The sequence below is a fragment of the Pseudoalteromonas sp. SG43-5 genome, from assembly GCF_014164345.1.
In the GTDB taxonomy this organism is placed as follows: Bacteria; Pseudomonadota; Gammaproteobacteria; order Enterobacterales; family Alteromonadaceae; genus Pseudoalteromonas; species Pseudoalteromonas distincta.
Genome location: NZ_JACJFA010000008.1, coordinates 82468 through 97272, shown reverse-complemented (window position 1 = coordinate 97272; position 14805 = coordinate 82468). Strand labels below are relative to the sequence as shown.

Genomic DNA, 14805 nt, shown 5'->3' with positions numbered 1-14805 from the left:
TATAGATATTAATCTATAGATTTATAAACCGCTAGTGGGTGCGATGTGCTTAGTGATACATGCACTTCGTCGCCTGGGTTTACCACAACTTCATGGCTTACTCGGCTAGTTACCACCGTAGAACACGCAAGTTTTACAGCGCACAAGCGGCTGCCACCTTCAAAGCGTACCCAAATCACTTCGCCGTTATTACCAACACTGCTTTGTACAAGTAACACATCGTCTGGTCGAAGTAGTACATCAACGTCGCCACTTTCACAGTCAACGCCATGAGCGGGCGCATTACCAATTGAGGTAGTGGCTTGTCCTTGGCTAAATTGGCCGCTAATAAAGCTGGCTTCACCTAAAAAGCGTGCTACAAAGCGATTGTTTGGGGTACTAAAGCAGCGCTCGGGTGTATCGATTTGCTGAATTTTACCGCGTTTAAGCACACCAACGCGGTCGCCAACGGAGAGTGCTTCTTCTTGGTCGTGTGTTACCCAAATCGCCGGTACGCCAGCAGCTTTAAGTGCGTTTCTAATATCCCAACGAAGCATGTCTTTAAGGGCGGCATCTAAGTTTGAAAGCGGCTCATCAAGTAATACAAAGTCAGGTTGGTGGGCAAGGGTGCGCGCAAGTGCTACACGTTGCTTTTGTCCGCCAGAAAGCGTTGCTGGTTTTTTGTCTCTAAAATCGCTCAACCCAAGTAGATTTATCCAATACTCAGCAGGGGCTGTATCTTTTAATCTAAAGCAAATGTTTTGCTGTACGGTTAAGTGCGGAAATAACGCAAAATCTTGAAATACCATGCCTACACTGCGTTTTTCAGGAGGTATTGTTAATTTGGGTGTAGCGCGCCATTTACCTGTGTTTATTTCGCCTTCGCTAATAGGTATAAGGCCAGCAAGGGCTTGTAAAATTGTACTTTTACCACAACCTGTTGGCCCTACAAGCATAAGGATTTCGTTTTCACCCAGCGAAAAGTTTAAATCGCTTACTACGCGGTTACTGCCATAATCTATAGACAACTGACTTACAGATAGCATTGTTTCTTAAATCCTTAATGTTCAAACTGGTTGCGTTTTTCGCCAGACATCATAATAGCTAACCCGCAGGCAGATATCACTACTAACAATAATCCAGGAATAGCGGCGCGACCAAAATAGCCCGCTTCGTATACACGCCATAAATAAGTAGAGAGGGTTTCAAACCCTGTAGGACCAAGTAATAGCGTGGCTTCGAGTTCACGCATTGACTCTAAAAACACCAGTGCTGCACCGGCAATAATACCGCGCATAGTTAAAGGTAGTGTTATGCGAGTAAATACTTCACGTGGGCTTGCCCCTAATACGCGCGCAGACTTCACTAAGCTTGGGTCTAAGTGTTCGGTGCTTGTTCTAACAGAGCCTACAGCAAGTGGTAAAAATCGCAGCATGTAAGCAATAATAAGCAATCCCAGTGTTTGATATAAAAACGGCAACTGCAAACCACCGTAAACAAGCGCTGTGCCCATTACTATACCTGGAATACCAAAACCAAAGTAAGTAACACGCTCCATTATACGACCCGCTTTTCCACTCAGTGCAGCATGTGCAACGGGGATCGCAACGATAACGGCTACAATTGCCGCAATACCCGATGCATACGTAGAGTTCCATGCAATATTAAAATCAAATGAGCTAAAACCATCGCGAGCTAACCAAAGCGAAAATATAGCCAAAGGCAAGCCAATAGCAAGCAGTAAAACAGGTGCAAACGTAACAAACATGGCACTTAATTGTACTTTACTTGGAAATAAAATTAACGGGCGACCATGGCGCTCAGGCGCTGTTTTTATTTGTGATTCAACTAAAAGTAAAAAACCGACAATAACCATCAGTTGAAGTGAAAGCATGGCAGCTCGCCCTAACGCAAAGGCGTTGTATTCAACATAAATTACGCGGGTAAACGTATCTAAGCGCATCATTGCGGGCGTGCCAAAGTCTGATAACGTATAAAGCGCGACTAACAAAGAGCCTGCTGCAATACCGTTAACTACGCGCGGTAATATAACTTTAAATATACTTTGCGTCATCGACATGCCCAGCGTTCGTGCGGCATTAACCATGCTTGCGTCAAGGCTCAGTAGGGATGAGCGAGTTGTCATCATTACAAACGGGAAGGTATAAAGTGTCATTACAATGGCGGCACCTGTTAGGCCATACATTGATGGTGTTTCTATTCCTGTTAAGGTGTTTATTTCGCCACCGGGGCCAAAAGCAGCATAAAGTGTAAATGCGCCAATATAACTGGGAATTGCCAGTGGGGCTGCAAATACAACCAGCCAGAGCTTTTTAAATGGTAAATGCACATACGCGCTAATAAACGCCAGTGGCACACCAATTAAAATAGACCCAAGTACCGTTAAACCCATTAACGATAACGTGTTACCTAAAATTTGCAGGTTGTGGGTGTCAAACACTGAGCTCGCATCGCTTGCAAGCACAATTAATACATAAACAGGGGTAAGCGCAACAAGCGCTGCAAGCAGCGCCATTGGATAAGAGGCAGGTATTTTCATTACAATACGCCGCTGCTTCGCATCAAATCTATAGTAGGGCGTAAATCAGCTAGCTGTGTTAAATCTACTTTAGGTGGAGAAATATTAGCAAGTGACGGTAAACCCTCAGGTTGGGTAATACCATTTACTAACGGAATTTCGTACGCTTCACTGGCTAAGTAACCTTGTACTTCTTTACTTAGTAAGTAACGCATAAAGTTAGTTGCAAGCGGATCGTCGTTAAGCGCTAATACACCCGATGCATTAACTAAACAGCCCGCATCATTTTGTGTAAATGCTAAATCTAGCTTGGCATTAGGTTTACCTGATTTTAAACGCAAAGTGTAATAGTGATTAGCAAAACCAATATCAACTTCACCGCGTTCAACCCCCATAACAACACCTAGCTCGCCGGCGTATGTTTTAGCACGTTTTTGAATCTTTTTAAGCCACTTAGCGGTTTTGTCATCGCCTTCTAAGATTCGCATTGCGGTTACAAACGATTGAAAAGAAGCGTAGGCGGGCGCCCAGCCAATACTTAAATCGCTGTCGGCAATTTCCATAATACTTGTTGGAATTTGATCTTTAGTCAAACGCGACGTGTTATATGGCAATGTACGAATACGGCCAGTTACAGGTGCCCACTCTTTATATCTAAATTGTGGTTGTAACTGAGCAGATAAATCACCTGGGATAGGTTGTGCAAGGCCAGCATCGGTTACTAAACCAATTGCGCCTGAATCAACTGCCCAAAATAAATCAGCGCGGCGAACGCCAGCTTTAGCTTCTGCAACAATGGTATTTGCTAAAGCAGCAGTAGGACCTCGGCGTATACCGAGTTTAAAGTCTGGATTTTTTTTCTGGATTGCTTGTAATACGTTTTCATACAAACCACCTTCGCCTCGGCCTAAATAAAGCGTTAACTCGCCTTTAAGCTTTGGTAAATCGTCAACAGAAACAGGGTTTGCTATATCAGCGGCTAGCGCACGAGAAAGAGGCAGTGGCAATGAGCCAACCACCCCTAACGCGGCTAGGCCTTGAATAAAGGTCCTACGCTTCACTTAAAATACATCCTTACGTGCTTTTTCGGCTTTTTCTATTAAAACCTTAGCGCGGTCTAATTTTGTTTGCATATCACTGATCACATCGCGTACTTCATCTACGCCTTTGCTGTTTTTAATTGCTTGTGGCAGTGTTACGTTAAAGTCTTTTTCCAGCACTTCAACTAGTTTTGCATCTTGTTCAATAAGTGTACCTTCAACGCCTTCAAACAGGTGCAGATAAGTATCATGAACAATTTCAGTTGCTTCGTCTCGTAAACGCTCAGCAAATTTAGCTACTACACGGTCTAATTTGTGCTTAATTTCATCAATTGTGGCACTTTGTGTCATTTGAGTTGTAGCCGTTGCTTTTACAGTGTCTAACAAGCCTTTTTGCTGGAATTTTGCAGCAAGCTTAACAGCCCCAAGACCTTGCCACAAGGCTATGTTCATCGCTTTTTGCTGTTTACGAACTTCATCAGCAGGCTCTTTATTATCAATGGCCATTTTTACGCCATAAAGACCCTGCCAAATAGAAGCGTATACTGGTACAAAGTTAGTTTCTATTGCGCTGTGAAACTTAACTGATTCCCAATATTCAATTAAATCATCAGTTTTTACAGATTTTGCGCCTTTAGTATCGTAGTCGCTTACCATGGTATCAACTTTGCCTACCATCCATTCTACTTCTTCTGCGTAACTTTTAAGGTTAGCTTGAAGATGATTAACATGCTCGCCAATAGGGCCGTTAGCTAATACTGGTTGAGCCATAAACGCCGAGGCTAGTAAAAGGCTTGCACCTAAAGTTTTGGCTGGTTTAAATAGTAATTTCATAGCAAAGAAGTCCAAAAAGGTAATTGTAAATGATAGACATTATCATATAGCTAATGATTAACGAGATCAATAACTACAAACTCGCTTAATAGATAAAAACACTAAATGTAGCGGTAGGTTACAGCAAATAGCGCTATAACCTGTATTAGGATTAGTTATTGAGACCGACTATTAAGCGTAATGCTTGCCTTTAATGGCATTATAAATGGCATCACACAGTGTTTTTATACTTGTGTCGTCACTTATATACGGTGGCATAAGGTAAATTAGTTTACCGAATGGGCGTATCCATACACCTTGCTCTACAAAATAAGCCTGAATTTTAGCAACATCAACATTGCCCGCAGCCTCGTTCAGTTCAACAACGCCTATTGCTCCTAAGGTACGCACATTGGCAACCGCATCTAGTTCACTGCATTTATTAAGTTGTTGTAGCTGGGTGTTTAGCTGCTTTATTCGTTGTTGCCAGTTTTGTTCAAGTAATAAATCAATACTTGCGCAGGCCGCTGCACAGGCAAGCGGGTTACCCATAAACGTAGGGCCGTGCATTAAAACACCGGCTTCACCTTCGCTTATGCCAATGGCTATTTTATCGCTAGTGATAGTGGCCGATAGCGTCATTGAACCGCCGGTTAATGCTTTACCAATACACATTATATCGGGTTCTATATTGGCGTGCTCTACAGCAAATAATTTACCTGTACGGCCAAAGCCTGTGGCAATTTCGTCGCAAATTAGCAGTACGTTATATTGGGTGCACAATTTACGTACGCAGGCTAAATAATCAGGGTGATAAAAGTTCATACCACCTGCGTTTTGTACAATAGGCTCAATGATAAAGGCGGCTACTTGGCTGTGGTTTGCTTTAAAGTATTCTTCAAGCTCTTGGGCTTCAGTTTGGTTAAACTCGAACCCAAATTGACTAACCGGTGCAGGCACAAAAACGTGTTCAGGTAAAAAACCTGAATATAAACTATGCATTGAGTTAACGGGGTCGCATACGCTCATGGCTGCAAAGGTGTCGCCATGGTAGCCCTTGTAAGGCGTCATTAATTTTTGTTTTGTTGTAATGCCTTGGCTTAACCAATATTGCAGCGCCATTTTTATTGCTACTTCAACACTTACCGATCCGCTGTCGGCTAAAAACACTTTAGTTAAACTAGGCGGCGTTATATTTACTATTTTTTTGCACAGCTCTACCGCGCTGTTATGCGTAATACCGCCAAACATAATGTGGCTCATATTATTAATTTGCTCAATCATGGCGTTATTTATAACAGGGTGGTTATAGCCATGTATTGCGCTCCACCACGAGGCCATGCCATCGATTAATTGCTCGCCAGTTTCGAGGTGAATAATATTGTGATTAGCATGTGTAACAGGGTATACCGGAATTGGCTTAGTCATCGATGTATATGGGTGCCAAATGTGCTCACGATCAAAATCAAGGTCAATCGTATTCTTTTTAATCATATGTAAACTTTAACTTGGTGGGCTTCGTTGACAATGGTACTTCAACTCGTAGACTAAGCCAATATCACCGCTGAGAAAAAAATAAGAGAGTATTATGGAACTTGCACCTGTTCGTCACGATTGGACCCACGCTGAAGTTAAAGCATTATTTGAAATGCCATTTAACGATTTAATGTTTAAAGCCGCATCGGTTCACCGTGCTAACTTCAACCCAAATGAAGTGCAAATTTCTACGTTGTTATCAATTAAAACAGGCGCTTGCCCAGAAGACTGTAAGTACTGCCCGCAGTCGGGCCATTACAGAACTGATTTAGAACGCGAACGCTTAATAGAAGTAGAAAAAGTAGTAGAGCAAGCACGCCTTGCAAAACAAAAAGGCGCTACCCGTTTTTGTATGGGGGCAGCATGGTCAGATCCAAAAGACAGAGACATGCCATACATTTCGCAAATGGTTAAAGAAGTAAAAGAGCTAGGGTTAGAAACCTGTATGACGCTAGGTAAACTCACAAACGAAAAAGCCCATGAACTTAGAGACGCTGGGCTTGATTACTACAACCATAACCTTGACACGTCACCTGAGTATTACGAGCAAATTATATCAACCCGTACTTTTCAAGATAGATTAAATACCATTGACCACGTACGCGATGCCGGTATGAAAGTATGCTCGGGCGGAATAGTCGGTATGGGTGAGCAAGCAAGCGACCGTTTTGGACTACTTATGCAACTAGCTAATTTGCCACAACAGCCAGAAAGCGTGCCTATTAATATGCTCGTTAAAGTTAAAGGCACTCCGCTTGAAAACGTAGACGATTTAGATCACTTTGAATTTATACGTACCATAGCAACAGCGCGCATTATGATGCCACACAGTTATGTACGTTTATCGGCAGGGCGTAACGCCATGAACGAGCAAATGCAATCGATGTGCTTTTTTGCAGGCGCTAACTCAATATTTTATGGTGATAAACTCCTTACCACCGAAAATCCCGACGCTGATGCCGATATGAACCTAATTAAAAAACTAGGCATGAACCCAGAAAAACGTCACGACTATTCAGACGAAGCAGTTGAAGCCTCGCTTTCATCGCAAGTAGCCGACAAAGCAACCTCTGAATTGTTTTACGAAGCGTAGGCTTATATCAATGCCTTTTGATTTTATAAACACGCATCTGCAGGCTCGCCTGCAAGGTGCGTTACTTCGTAAACGCCACGTAGTACAACATGCAACAGCGCGCACCATAACGGTTAATAATAAAACCTACCTTAACTTTGCCAGTAACGACTACTTAGGCTTTGGTGATGAGGCTGTTAAACTTAATGACTCCCACGCATTAGGGAGTCACAGCTCAGCATTGGTTACCGGTTATCAGGCGCAGCAAAAAGCGCTTGAACAGTACTTATGTGAGCAATTTGGTTATGGCGCAGCAATGCTATTTAACTCAGGGTTTAGCGCTAATAGCAGCGTAATTAAAGCGCTGTTTCAAGATAAAGCCGCTGCGCAAAACAGCGCTATTTTTCAAGATAAGTTAAATCATGCAAGCTTGATTGACGGTGCTATGCACTCAAACGCGGCTTTAGTGCGCTTTAATCACAACGACATGAACCATTTACGTTCAAGGCTCGAAAAATCAAAAGCGCAAAACAAGCTTATTATAAGCGAAGGCGTATTTTCGATGGATGGCGATACCGCGCCTCTTAAAGAATTACTCGCACTTGCAAAACAGCACAACGCATGGCTAATGATTGACGACGCACACGGCTTTGGTGCATTAGGTAAAACAGGCTTAGGCAGTTGCGAAGCGTTTATTACTCAAACGCTGCCAGATATATTAGTCATTACTTTTGGTAAAGCAGTGGCTAGTAATGGCGCGTGTGTATTAGGAAGTAAACAGTTTATTGATTACATGCTGCAGTTTAATCGCGATTACACGTATTCAACCGCCATGTCGCCGCTTATGGCAAGTCACACTCTTGCGCGTATTAAAAACATAAAAACAGCCAATGATAAACGCGATAAGCTAAATGCCAATATTGCATTATTTAAGCAACTCACTAAAACCCATAATATTGCAGTAATGGAATCAAATACAGCCATACAGCCCATTGTATTAGGTTGTGCTGAGCAAACGTTACAAGCGGCAGATAAACTTAAACAACAGGGTATTTGGCTCACTGCAATTAGACCGCCGACGGTTGCACATAACACCTCACGTTTACGCATTACTTTAACCGCCGCACATACCGAGCAAGATATAACGCACTTAGTTAAGCATTTAGTAGGTGCAATAGCATGACTGCTCAGCCAGTATTAAAAACAGATCTAGTGCAAACACAACTTGTAAAACCGTGCCTAGTGAGTAGCGATTCAAATAAAGAATTAAATAAGGAGCCAAATCGAGAGCTAAACAAGGAGCTTAAAAAGTCTACACAAAGTAAGTTTTCAAAAGCGGCGGCGAGTTATAACACCCATGCAAATGTACAAAAACATGCTGCGAGCGATCTATTTTCACTCATAAAACCAGGCTTTAATAAAAATAAGCTTTGTGTTGATTTAGGCGCAGGCCCGCTTGTTAATACACATACCTTACAAAGTATGTTTGCAAGCGTTATTGCCATGGATTTGAGCTTAAACATGCTGCAAAGTAGTGATTTAACCACACCCAAAATATGCGCCGATATGGATAACTTACCGCTACAAGCAAACAGTGTTGATGTTATTTACAGTAACTTTGCAGTGCAGTGGTCTGCTAATTTTTCGGCTTTAATGCAATCACTTTACAGCATATTAAAACCAGGCGGGCAGGCGTACATAAGCACTTTGGTAGAGGGCTCACTAAATGAAATAAAAACAGCTTTTGCAGCGCTTGATTCTAACAGCCACATAAATACCTTTAATAGTGAACTGTATATAAACCAATCAGTCCAAAATGCAGGTTTTACTATTAACAGCGCTAAAAAACGTATTTATACCGATGAATACACAACACCTTTAAAAGCTATTGCCTCTATTAAAGCCATTGGCGCAACAACGCAAAATCATACCAATACGCGCCAAGGGTTACTTACCAAATCGGCGCTACAAAAAGTATGCAGTGCGTATCCGCTTATAAATAATAAAGCATGTGTGTCTTATCATGTGGTGCTGTTATCATTAGAAAAAAGCCATTAGAAAAAAGCCATTACAAAAAAGCGATTAATTGCTTAAGTTAAAACTTAAAATTAAACCAAACTTAGATTCAGATCATAAGGCAACGCATGAAAGAATTTTTTATAACAGGCACCGACACCGATGCCGGAAAAACCCACGTTACCAGTTTGCTACTAAAGTTACTTGCCCAACATAAAAAACAAGCCATTGGCTTTAAACCCCTTGCTGCTGGCTGCGAAATGGCGTTCGATCAACTAGTAAACGCCGATGCCCTTATACTAATGGAAAGCGCAACAGTGAGCGCTAAATACGACGTAGTAAATCCGTTTGCGTTTGCACCGCCTATTGCACCTCACATAGCCGCTGAGAAAGTTGGAGTGAGTATTACTGTAGATAAACTAAGTGATGCTTATAAAAACGTAAAACAACAGGGCGCTGACATTATACTTACCGAAGGCGCTGGTGGTTGGGCATTACCTATTAATAAAAACGATTATTTATACGACTGGGTTAAAGCAGAAAAAATGCCGGTAATACTCGTTGTTGGCATGAAGCTAGGTTGCTTAAATCATGCATTACTAACCGTTGCGCATATGCAAAGTATGGGTATAAACTGCGTTGGCTGGATTGCAAACCAAGTCGATAAAAACATGGACGAATACCAAGCAAACCTTGATTCACTTAAAGCACGTTTACCGTTTCCAATACTTGCTATAAGCCCATACAGCGAGCAAACTCCTAAGTTACAAATATACAAAAGCTTGCTTAGTGCGTTATCTATAAATACTTAAGTGGTTTAAAAATATTTACTTTTTTAGGTAAATCTTGAAATAGTCAGCCTTAGTACACATATAAACGTTTATAAATACATAGCTTGCTTAAAGACAATGTTACTAAGGACATAACGACTATATGACGCACCCATTTATTGAAAACTACGCCCCAGATGCGCACGTAAGCGCTGAGCCAAAAGCACTAAACTATGGCTTACCTAAAAAACGCGTAGGTATAATAGGTGGAGGCACAGCTGGCGCCACAATAGCCATTAGACTTGCTGCGTTAGGGCTAGAAACTTATGTGCTTGAAAAGAAAAAGTCGTTAATTGATGGCCCTCCAATGTGCCATTTGCATGCGGGTGGCAACTTATATCGTGAAATACCCGACGAAGACTGCATAGATTTACTCAAGCAATGTATAGATATTGCGCGCCTTTATCCTTACACCATCGATGTTCGCCCCACAGTATTTGCAGTGCCCAAGCGCGATGACGATTCACCGGAGGACTTATTTCCGCGTTTAAATAAATTAGTAAAAGCCTACAGCGAGCTTGTAGAGCAAGACAGCGCTAATAAAGTATTAGGCGAGCCTGAGCATTATTATCAGTTATATAGTTATGAGCAAATGCTAAAGCTTGCTAAGCAAAAACAAGTAGCCAAGCCCACGTCGTTAGATGAGTGGATGATACCCGTTGCTAAGCATTTAGATTTAGACAAGCTAAAGTTTCCGCTTATCGTTGCACAAGAATATGGCTGGAATATTTTTCGTTTATCGGCCAGTGCACAACTCGCCCTTGCACAGTACAAACACGCTCACGTTTTAACAAGCACCAGTGTTAAAAATGTATCGCCAGTTATAAATACCAATAATGATAAGCAAACACTTAAGTGGCGCATTGAATATCAATCAGAGCCAAGCCTTGATGAACAACCTGATACTTCAACCAATACACAAGCCGATACACAAACCATTGAGGTAGATTACCTTATTAATGCGTGTGGTTTTCAAACCGGTATTATTGACGACCTCGTTGGGGTAGATGTAAAACGCATGGTTGAATTTAAAGCCTCTTACATTACTCATTGGCAAGGTGCTGGTGGGCAAATACCCGAAATAATTATTTATGGTAACCGTGGTACGCCAGAAGGTATGGCGCAGCTAACCCCTTACCCTAACGGATACTTTCAAATACATGGCATGACAAACAACATTACATTGTTTAATGATGGGTTAGCTGATGCCACGCCAATGAGCGCACAACCAAAACTTCCCAATAAATACCTGCATTATATTAAAGATGGCTGGGACAAAGCAGCATTGCAAACACGTACCCAAACAGCAATTGATTATGTAGCCGAGTTTGTCCCTGCGTTTAAAACTGCTAATAAACAAAATAATGCCTTGTATGGCGGGCAACAAATCCCAGGGGATGACGACACTTTGCGCGTAGCCGATGTAAGTTTATATTCGCATATTAGCTACGCACGGGCCGAAAATGTAAAAGCATCGTCAACGTTAATAGCGGCAGATCAAATAGTGGGTGAGTTTATAAAATTAGGAATAATAAGTAGCGATCCTGCTGTAAATCATCACCGAAGTACCCACCAATGGTCGTACCTTAAACATAATAGCGGCGACAAAATTGACGAAGTTGCACGCATATTGGCACACGAGCGTGGTTTTCCAATTGATATGGCAGAGCTTAATAATAGCTTGTAATAAGCTGACTTATAAAGAAACTTTAGTCTTAAATTTGCTGTAAAACCCTTCTTAAAAAAATTATCAATAAACACATAAATAACACTTGTGTTATGACATAGTTTGTCACAGAATAGCGCTAACGTTATGACATAGTGTGTCATAACGCAGTGATTGCTTTAACCTAATTTAATTTTATGTTCGGTGATCAAACCTATTTTTGTGAGGACAATATGAAACGTATATTTTTGTTTTTATTAACTAACCTAGCGGTTATGTTGGTATTAGGTGTAGTGCTTTCAATAATAATGAGTGCGCTGGGCTTAAGCCATCGTAGTCTTGGCGGAATTTTACTTATAGCCACCGTATTTGGTTTTGGTGGATCGTTTATTTCGTTATTTATGTCGAAATGGATCGCTAAAAAATCAACCGGCGCGCATGTAATTACACAGCCCCGAAACGAAACCGAGCGCTGGCTTGTACAAACGGTATCTGCGCAAGCAAAAAAAGCAGGTATTAAAATGCCAGAAGTCGCTATTTACGACAGCCCAGAGATGAACGCATTTGCAACCGGCCCAAGTAAAAACAACTCGTTAGTGGCAGTAAGCACAGGCTTAATGCACAACATGACCAAAGATCAGGCCGAAGCCGTACTTGCCCACGAAGTATCGCACGTAGCTAACGGCGACATGGTAACGCTTACCCTAATACAAGGCGTGGTAAACACCTTTGTAATATTTGCTGCAAAAGTACTGGCAGGCATAGTAGATAACTTTATTAATAGCGATGAAGAAGAGGATGGCAGTAGCTGGACATACTTCTTATTCGATATGTTATTCCAAGTACTATTTGGTGTGCTAGCAAGCATAGTAGTGGCAAGTTACAGCCGTAAACGTGAATTTGCAGCCGACAGCGGCGCAGCAAAACTAGTTGGTGCCGATAAAATGCGATCAGCCCTTGAGCGTTTAAAGCAAAACCATCCTTCGCAATTAGAAGGCTCAATGATGGCCTTTGGTATTGCAAGTGGGAAAGGTGTTGCTGAGTTGTTTTCATCGCACCCACCGCTTGATGCGCGAATAGACGCTCTGCGTAAATAAGCTAACCCTTATTTAAAAACACAAAAGCCAGCGTAATAGCTGGCTTTTTAGTGTGTGGGAGCTGGTTATTTACCAAAAATAATATCGGTAATGCCCTCTGGTGAGAGTATTTCAATCCAGTAGCCGTCAGGATCTTTTATAAATGCTAAGCCTTTCATTGAGCCATCATCTGGCTTTTTAACAAACTCTACATCGTACTTTGCAAAGCGCTCACTGGCTGCGTAAACATCCGGTACGCTAATACCTATGTGACCAAAGCCCTTAGGTTCTTGGTTACCGCTGTGGTAACCCTCAAAACTGTCATCGTTTTCAGTGCCCCAATTATGGGTTAACTCAATTAACGCAGGGCGACGAAACACCCATTCAGCTTTTGTCTTATCATCGCCTTCTGGCAACTCTTGTTCGTAGCCTAAAAAGTAAAGCGTAAACTTCATACTAGGAAAGTCATACTTACCTAAAAGCTTCATACCCAATACATTTTGATAAAATTCTAAAGACGGCTTTGGATCTTTAATACGCAACATAGTTTGCTGCATCACATAGCCTTGCGTGGCTTGTTCAATTTGCTCTGGAGATTCGTTATAGCTAGACATGGTGATCCTTACTGAAAATAATAAAGCGGAATAATATTTATTTACCCATCATAATCAACCGTAAGGTAAATTTAAACAGCTTTAAGTTATTCAAGAGTAATTCTACGTGTAAGAAGTAAATTTAATATAGTAAAGTGAAACTCTTCGATTTAACTTTTAAAGTAGTAACTTTTAGTTACTTATATTCAAAGGAGAAGGTATGAAAACACTAAATATTATTTTTGGACTCGCATTACTCTTTGCTATTACAAATGCTAACGCAGTAGAGGGGCTAATTTCAGTAAAAAGCCCATTAAGCGCTAAAGCTACTATGGATAAGTTTGAGCATTTAGCAAAACAAAAAGGGCTAAATATATTTGCACGAATAGATCACGCTGCTGGTGCTAAAAAAGTAGAACAGCAACTACGCCCAACAGAGGTTCTTATATTTGGTAACCCCAAAGGCGGCACACCTCTTATGCAGTGCGCACAAACAATAGGTATTGATTTACCGCTAAAAGCACTGGTATGGGAAGACGCACAATCGCAAGTGTGGTTAAGCTATAACGATCCTACTTATATAGCTGCGCGCCATAACGCAGTAAATTGCCCAGCGGCTAAAAAAATAGGTAAAGTATTAGCAGCACTGGCAGATAAAACCGTTGGGCCACAAAACTAATTTTAAACAATGCATTAGCTAAATTAAGGATGATTTTGAAACAATCTCCAATCGTATTTTTAGCCATAGTAAGCCTGTTTTTACAGGCTTTTTTGCTAATCTCGCTAATTAGTTTTTTTACTGGTATTTACAATGCTTATGCAGCATTTGCTGGTGGCGACCCTAAATTAATAGCAGGGCATATTTCATCAGGTATTGTAATTTCGTTAATACAAATTGCACCAGCAATAGTAGGCTATTTTATAAATTACATGTTGCTTAAAAATAAACGCGTAAATGACTTTGCATTGCTTAAATCTGCTTTAAAGTTTTATGCATATCTATGGCTTTTATTTATCCCCATTGGTACGATTTTAGGTGCAAAGCTATTAACTCAATTAAAGAAGGGTTAAATTTAATAGCGGCTTTAAAAATAAAGGAGTAACCATGTTTTTTGATGATGTTCAGGGTTTAGTACGCGTACTTATTATTGGCGTATTGGGTTATGTAGCGCTGGTGTTTTGGTTGCGTGTATCGGGCAAGCGAACACTATCTAAATGGAACGTGTTCGACTTTGTAGTCACCATTGCGCTGGGCTCTATTCTTGCCTCGGTAATTATTTCAAAAAGTGTCGCGCTGCTTGAAGGCATATTGGCATTTGTTGTTTTAATAGGGCTGCAATATTTAATTACCTGGCTCAGTGTTCGCTCATCTAAATTTGCAGCTTTAGTAAAAGCTGAGCCCACGTTGTTACTGAGTGATGGTGAATATTGCACGGCAGCCCTTAAATCGCAGCGAGTAACAAAATCAGAAATTCGCGCTGCTATTCGTGGTGCGGGTATATTAGCCATAGAAGATGTAGCTGCCGTAGTGCTAGAAACCGATGGTAGTTTTAGCGTACTAAAGCAAAATAACAGTGGGTTAAAAACCGCGTTAAGCGATGTAGTGAGTGTTAAATAGTGATAGAGAGCATTAAAGAATAATAAA

Annotated in this window: 15 protein-coding genes; 9 read left to right on the top strand and 6 right to left on the bottom strand. The window is 41.3% G+C overall.

Features of this window, described 5'->3' with window-relative positions; genetic code table 11:
- Nucleotides 1-8: 8 nt before the first annotated feature.
- From H5161_RS10655 to bioA, 5 genes are all read right to left on the bottom strand, one after another.
- A complete protein-coding gene (locus tag H5161_RS10655; RefSeq protein ID WP_182769253.1) occupies nucleotides 9-1025 on the bottom strand; it encodes an ABC transporter ATP-binding protein in 1017 nt (338 codons plus the stop codon).
- Between the two features lie 14 nt (nucleotides 1026-1039).
- A complete protein-coding gene (locus tag H5161_RS10650) occupies nucleotides 1040-2539 on the bottom strand; it encodes an iron ABC transporter permease (protein ID WP_024597048.1) in 1500 nt (499 codons plus the stop codon).
- Entirely contained in the window at nucleotides 2539-3579 is a 1041-nt protein-coding gene (locus H5161_RS10645; RefSeq protein WP_024606722.1) for an extracellular solute-binding protein, read from the bottom strand. The genes H5161_RS10650 and H5161_RS10645 overlap by 1 nt, the downstream gene beginning before the upstream one ends.
- Nucleotides 3580-4392, bottom strand: coding sequence for a hypothetical protein (locus tag H5161_RS10640; protein WP_182769252.1), 813 nt, complete (start codon nucleotides 4390-4392; stop codon nucleotides 3580-3582).
- Between the two features lie 171 nt (nucleotides 4393-4563).
- Nucleotides 4564-5865, bottom strand: coding sequence for an adenosylmethionine--8-amino-7-oxononanoate transaminase (bioA, locus tag H5161_RS10635; RefSeq protein ID WP_182769251.1), 1302 nt, complete (start codon nucleotides 5863-5865; stop codon nucleotides 4564-4566).
- A gap of 94 nt (nucleotides 5866-5959) precedes the next feature.
- On the opposite strand from bioA, the gene bioB reads away from it, so the two are divergent.
- The 6 genes from bioB to htpX all read left to right on the top strand — a co-directional run bounded on the left by bioB (nucleotide 5960) and on the right by htpX (nucleotide 12588).
- Complete coding sequence (gene bioB / locus H5161_RS10630) at nucleotides 5960-7000, top strand: biotin synthase BioB (RefSeq protein WP_182769250.1); 1041 nt, start codon at nucleotides 5960-5962, stop codon at nucleotides 6998-7000.
- 10 nt (nucleotides 7001-7010) lie between these two features.
- Nucleotides 7011-8162: an 8-amino-7-oxononanoate synthase gene (locus tag H5161_RS10625; RefSeq protein WP_182769249.1), complete on the top strand. Its 1152-nt coding sequence runs from the start codon at nucleotides 7011-7013 to the stop codon at nucleotides 8160-8162.
- Nucleotides 8159-9037 carry a methyltransferase domain-containing protein gene (locus H5161_RS10620; protein WP_182769248.1) on the top strand — a complete coding sequence of 293 codons (879 nt, stop codon included), beginning with the start codon at nucleotides 8159-8161 and terminating at the stop codon, nucleotides 9035-9037. Before H5161_RS10625 ends, H5161_RS10620 begins: the two co-directional genes overlap by 4 nt.
- An 86-nt stretch (nucleotides 9038-9123) precedes the next feature.
- The gene (bioD, locus tag H5161_RS10615; protein WP_182769247.1) at nucleotides 9124-9807 is read left to right on the top strand and encodes a dethiobiotin synthase; all 684 of its coding nucleotides are present in this window, start codon (nucleotides 9124-9126) and stop codon (nucleotides 9805-9807) included.
- Between the two features lie 121 nt (nucleotides 9808-9928).
- The gene (locus tag H5161_RS10610) at nucleotides 9929-11512 is read left to right on the top strand and encodes an FAD-dependent oxidoreductase (RefSeq protein WP_182769246.1); all 1584 of its coding nucleotides are present in this window, start codon (nucleotides 9929-9931) and stop codon (nucleotides 11510-11512) included.
- Nucleotides 11513-11724: 212 nt separating this feature from the next.
- Nucleotides 11725-12588, top strand: a complete 864-nt coding sequence (htpX, locus tag H5161_RS10605) for a protease HtpX (protein ID WP_182769245.1) — start codon at nucleotides 11725-11727, stop codon at nucleotides 12586-12588.
- A gap of 65 nt (nucleotides 12589-12653) precedes the next feature.
- Here htpX and gloA read toward each other — a convergent pair whose 3' ends face one another.
- Entirely contained in the window at nucleotides 12654-13181 is a 528-nt protein-coding gene (gloA, locus tag H5161_RS10600; protein WP_182769244.1) for a lactoylglutathione lyase, read from the bottom strand.
- Nucleotides 13182-13380: 199 nt separating this feature from the next.
- Here gloA and H5161_RS10595 point away from each other — a divergent pair, with 199 nt between their 5' ends.
- Genes H5161_RS10595 through H5161_RS10585 form a run of 3 tightly spaced genes read left to right on the top strand, consistent with a single transcriptional unit; the run spans nucleotide 13381 to nucleotide 14778 of the window.
- Nucleotides 13381-13839 (top strand): DUF302 domain-containing protein, encoded by a 459-nt coding sequence (locus H5161_RS10595; protein WP_182769243.1) that lies wholly within the window; start codon nucleotides 13381-13383, stop codon nucleotides 13837-13839.
- A gap of 35 nt (nucleotides 13840-13874) precedes the next feature.
- Nucleotides 13875-14231 (top strand): hypothetical protein, encoded by a 357-nt coding sequence (locus tag H5161_RS10590; protein ID WP_259398690.1) that lies wholly within the window; start codon nucleotides 13875-13877, stop codon nucleotides 14229-14231.
- Between the two features lie 34 nt (nucleotides 14232-14265).
- Nucleotides 14266-14778, top strand: a complete 513-nt coding sequence (locus H5161_RS10585) for a DUF421 domain-containing protein (RefSeq protein WP_182769241.1) — start codon at nucleotides 14266-14268, stop codon at nucleotides 14776-14778.
- Nucleotides 14779-14805: the final 27 nt, after the last annotated feature.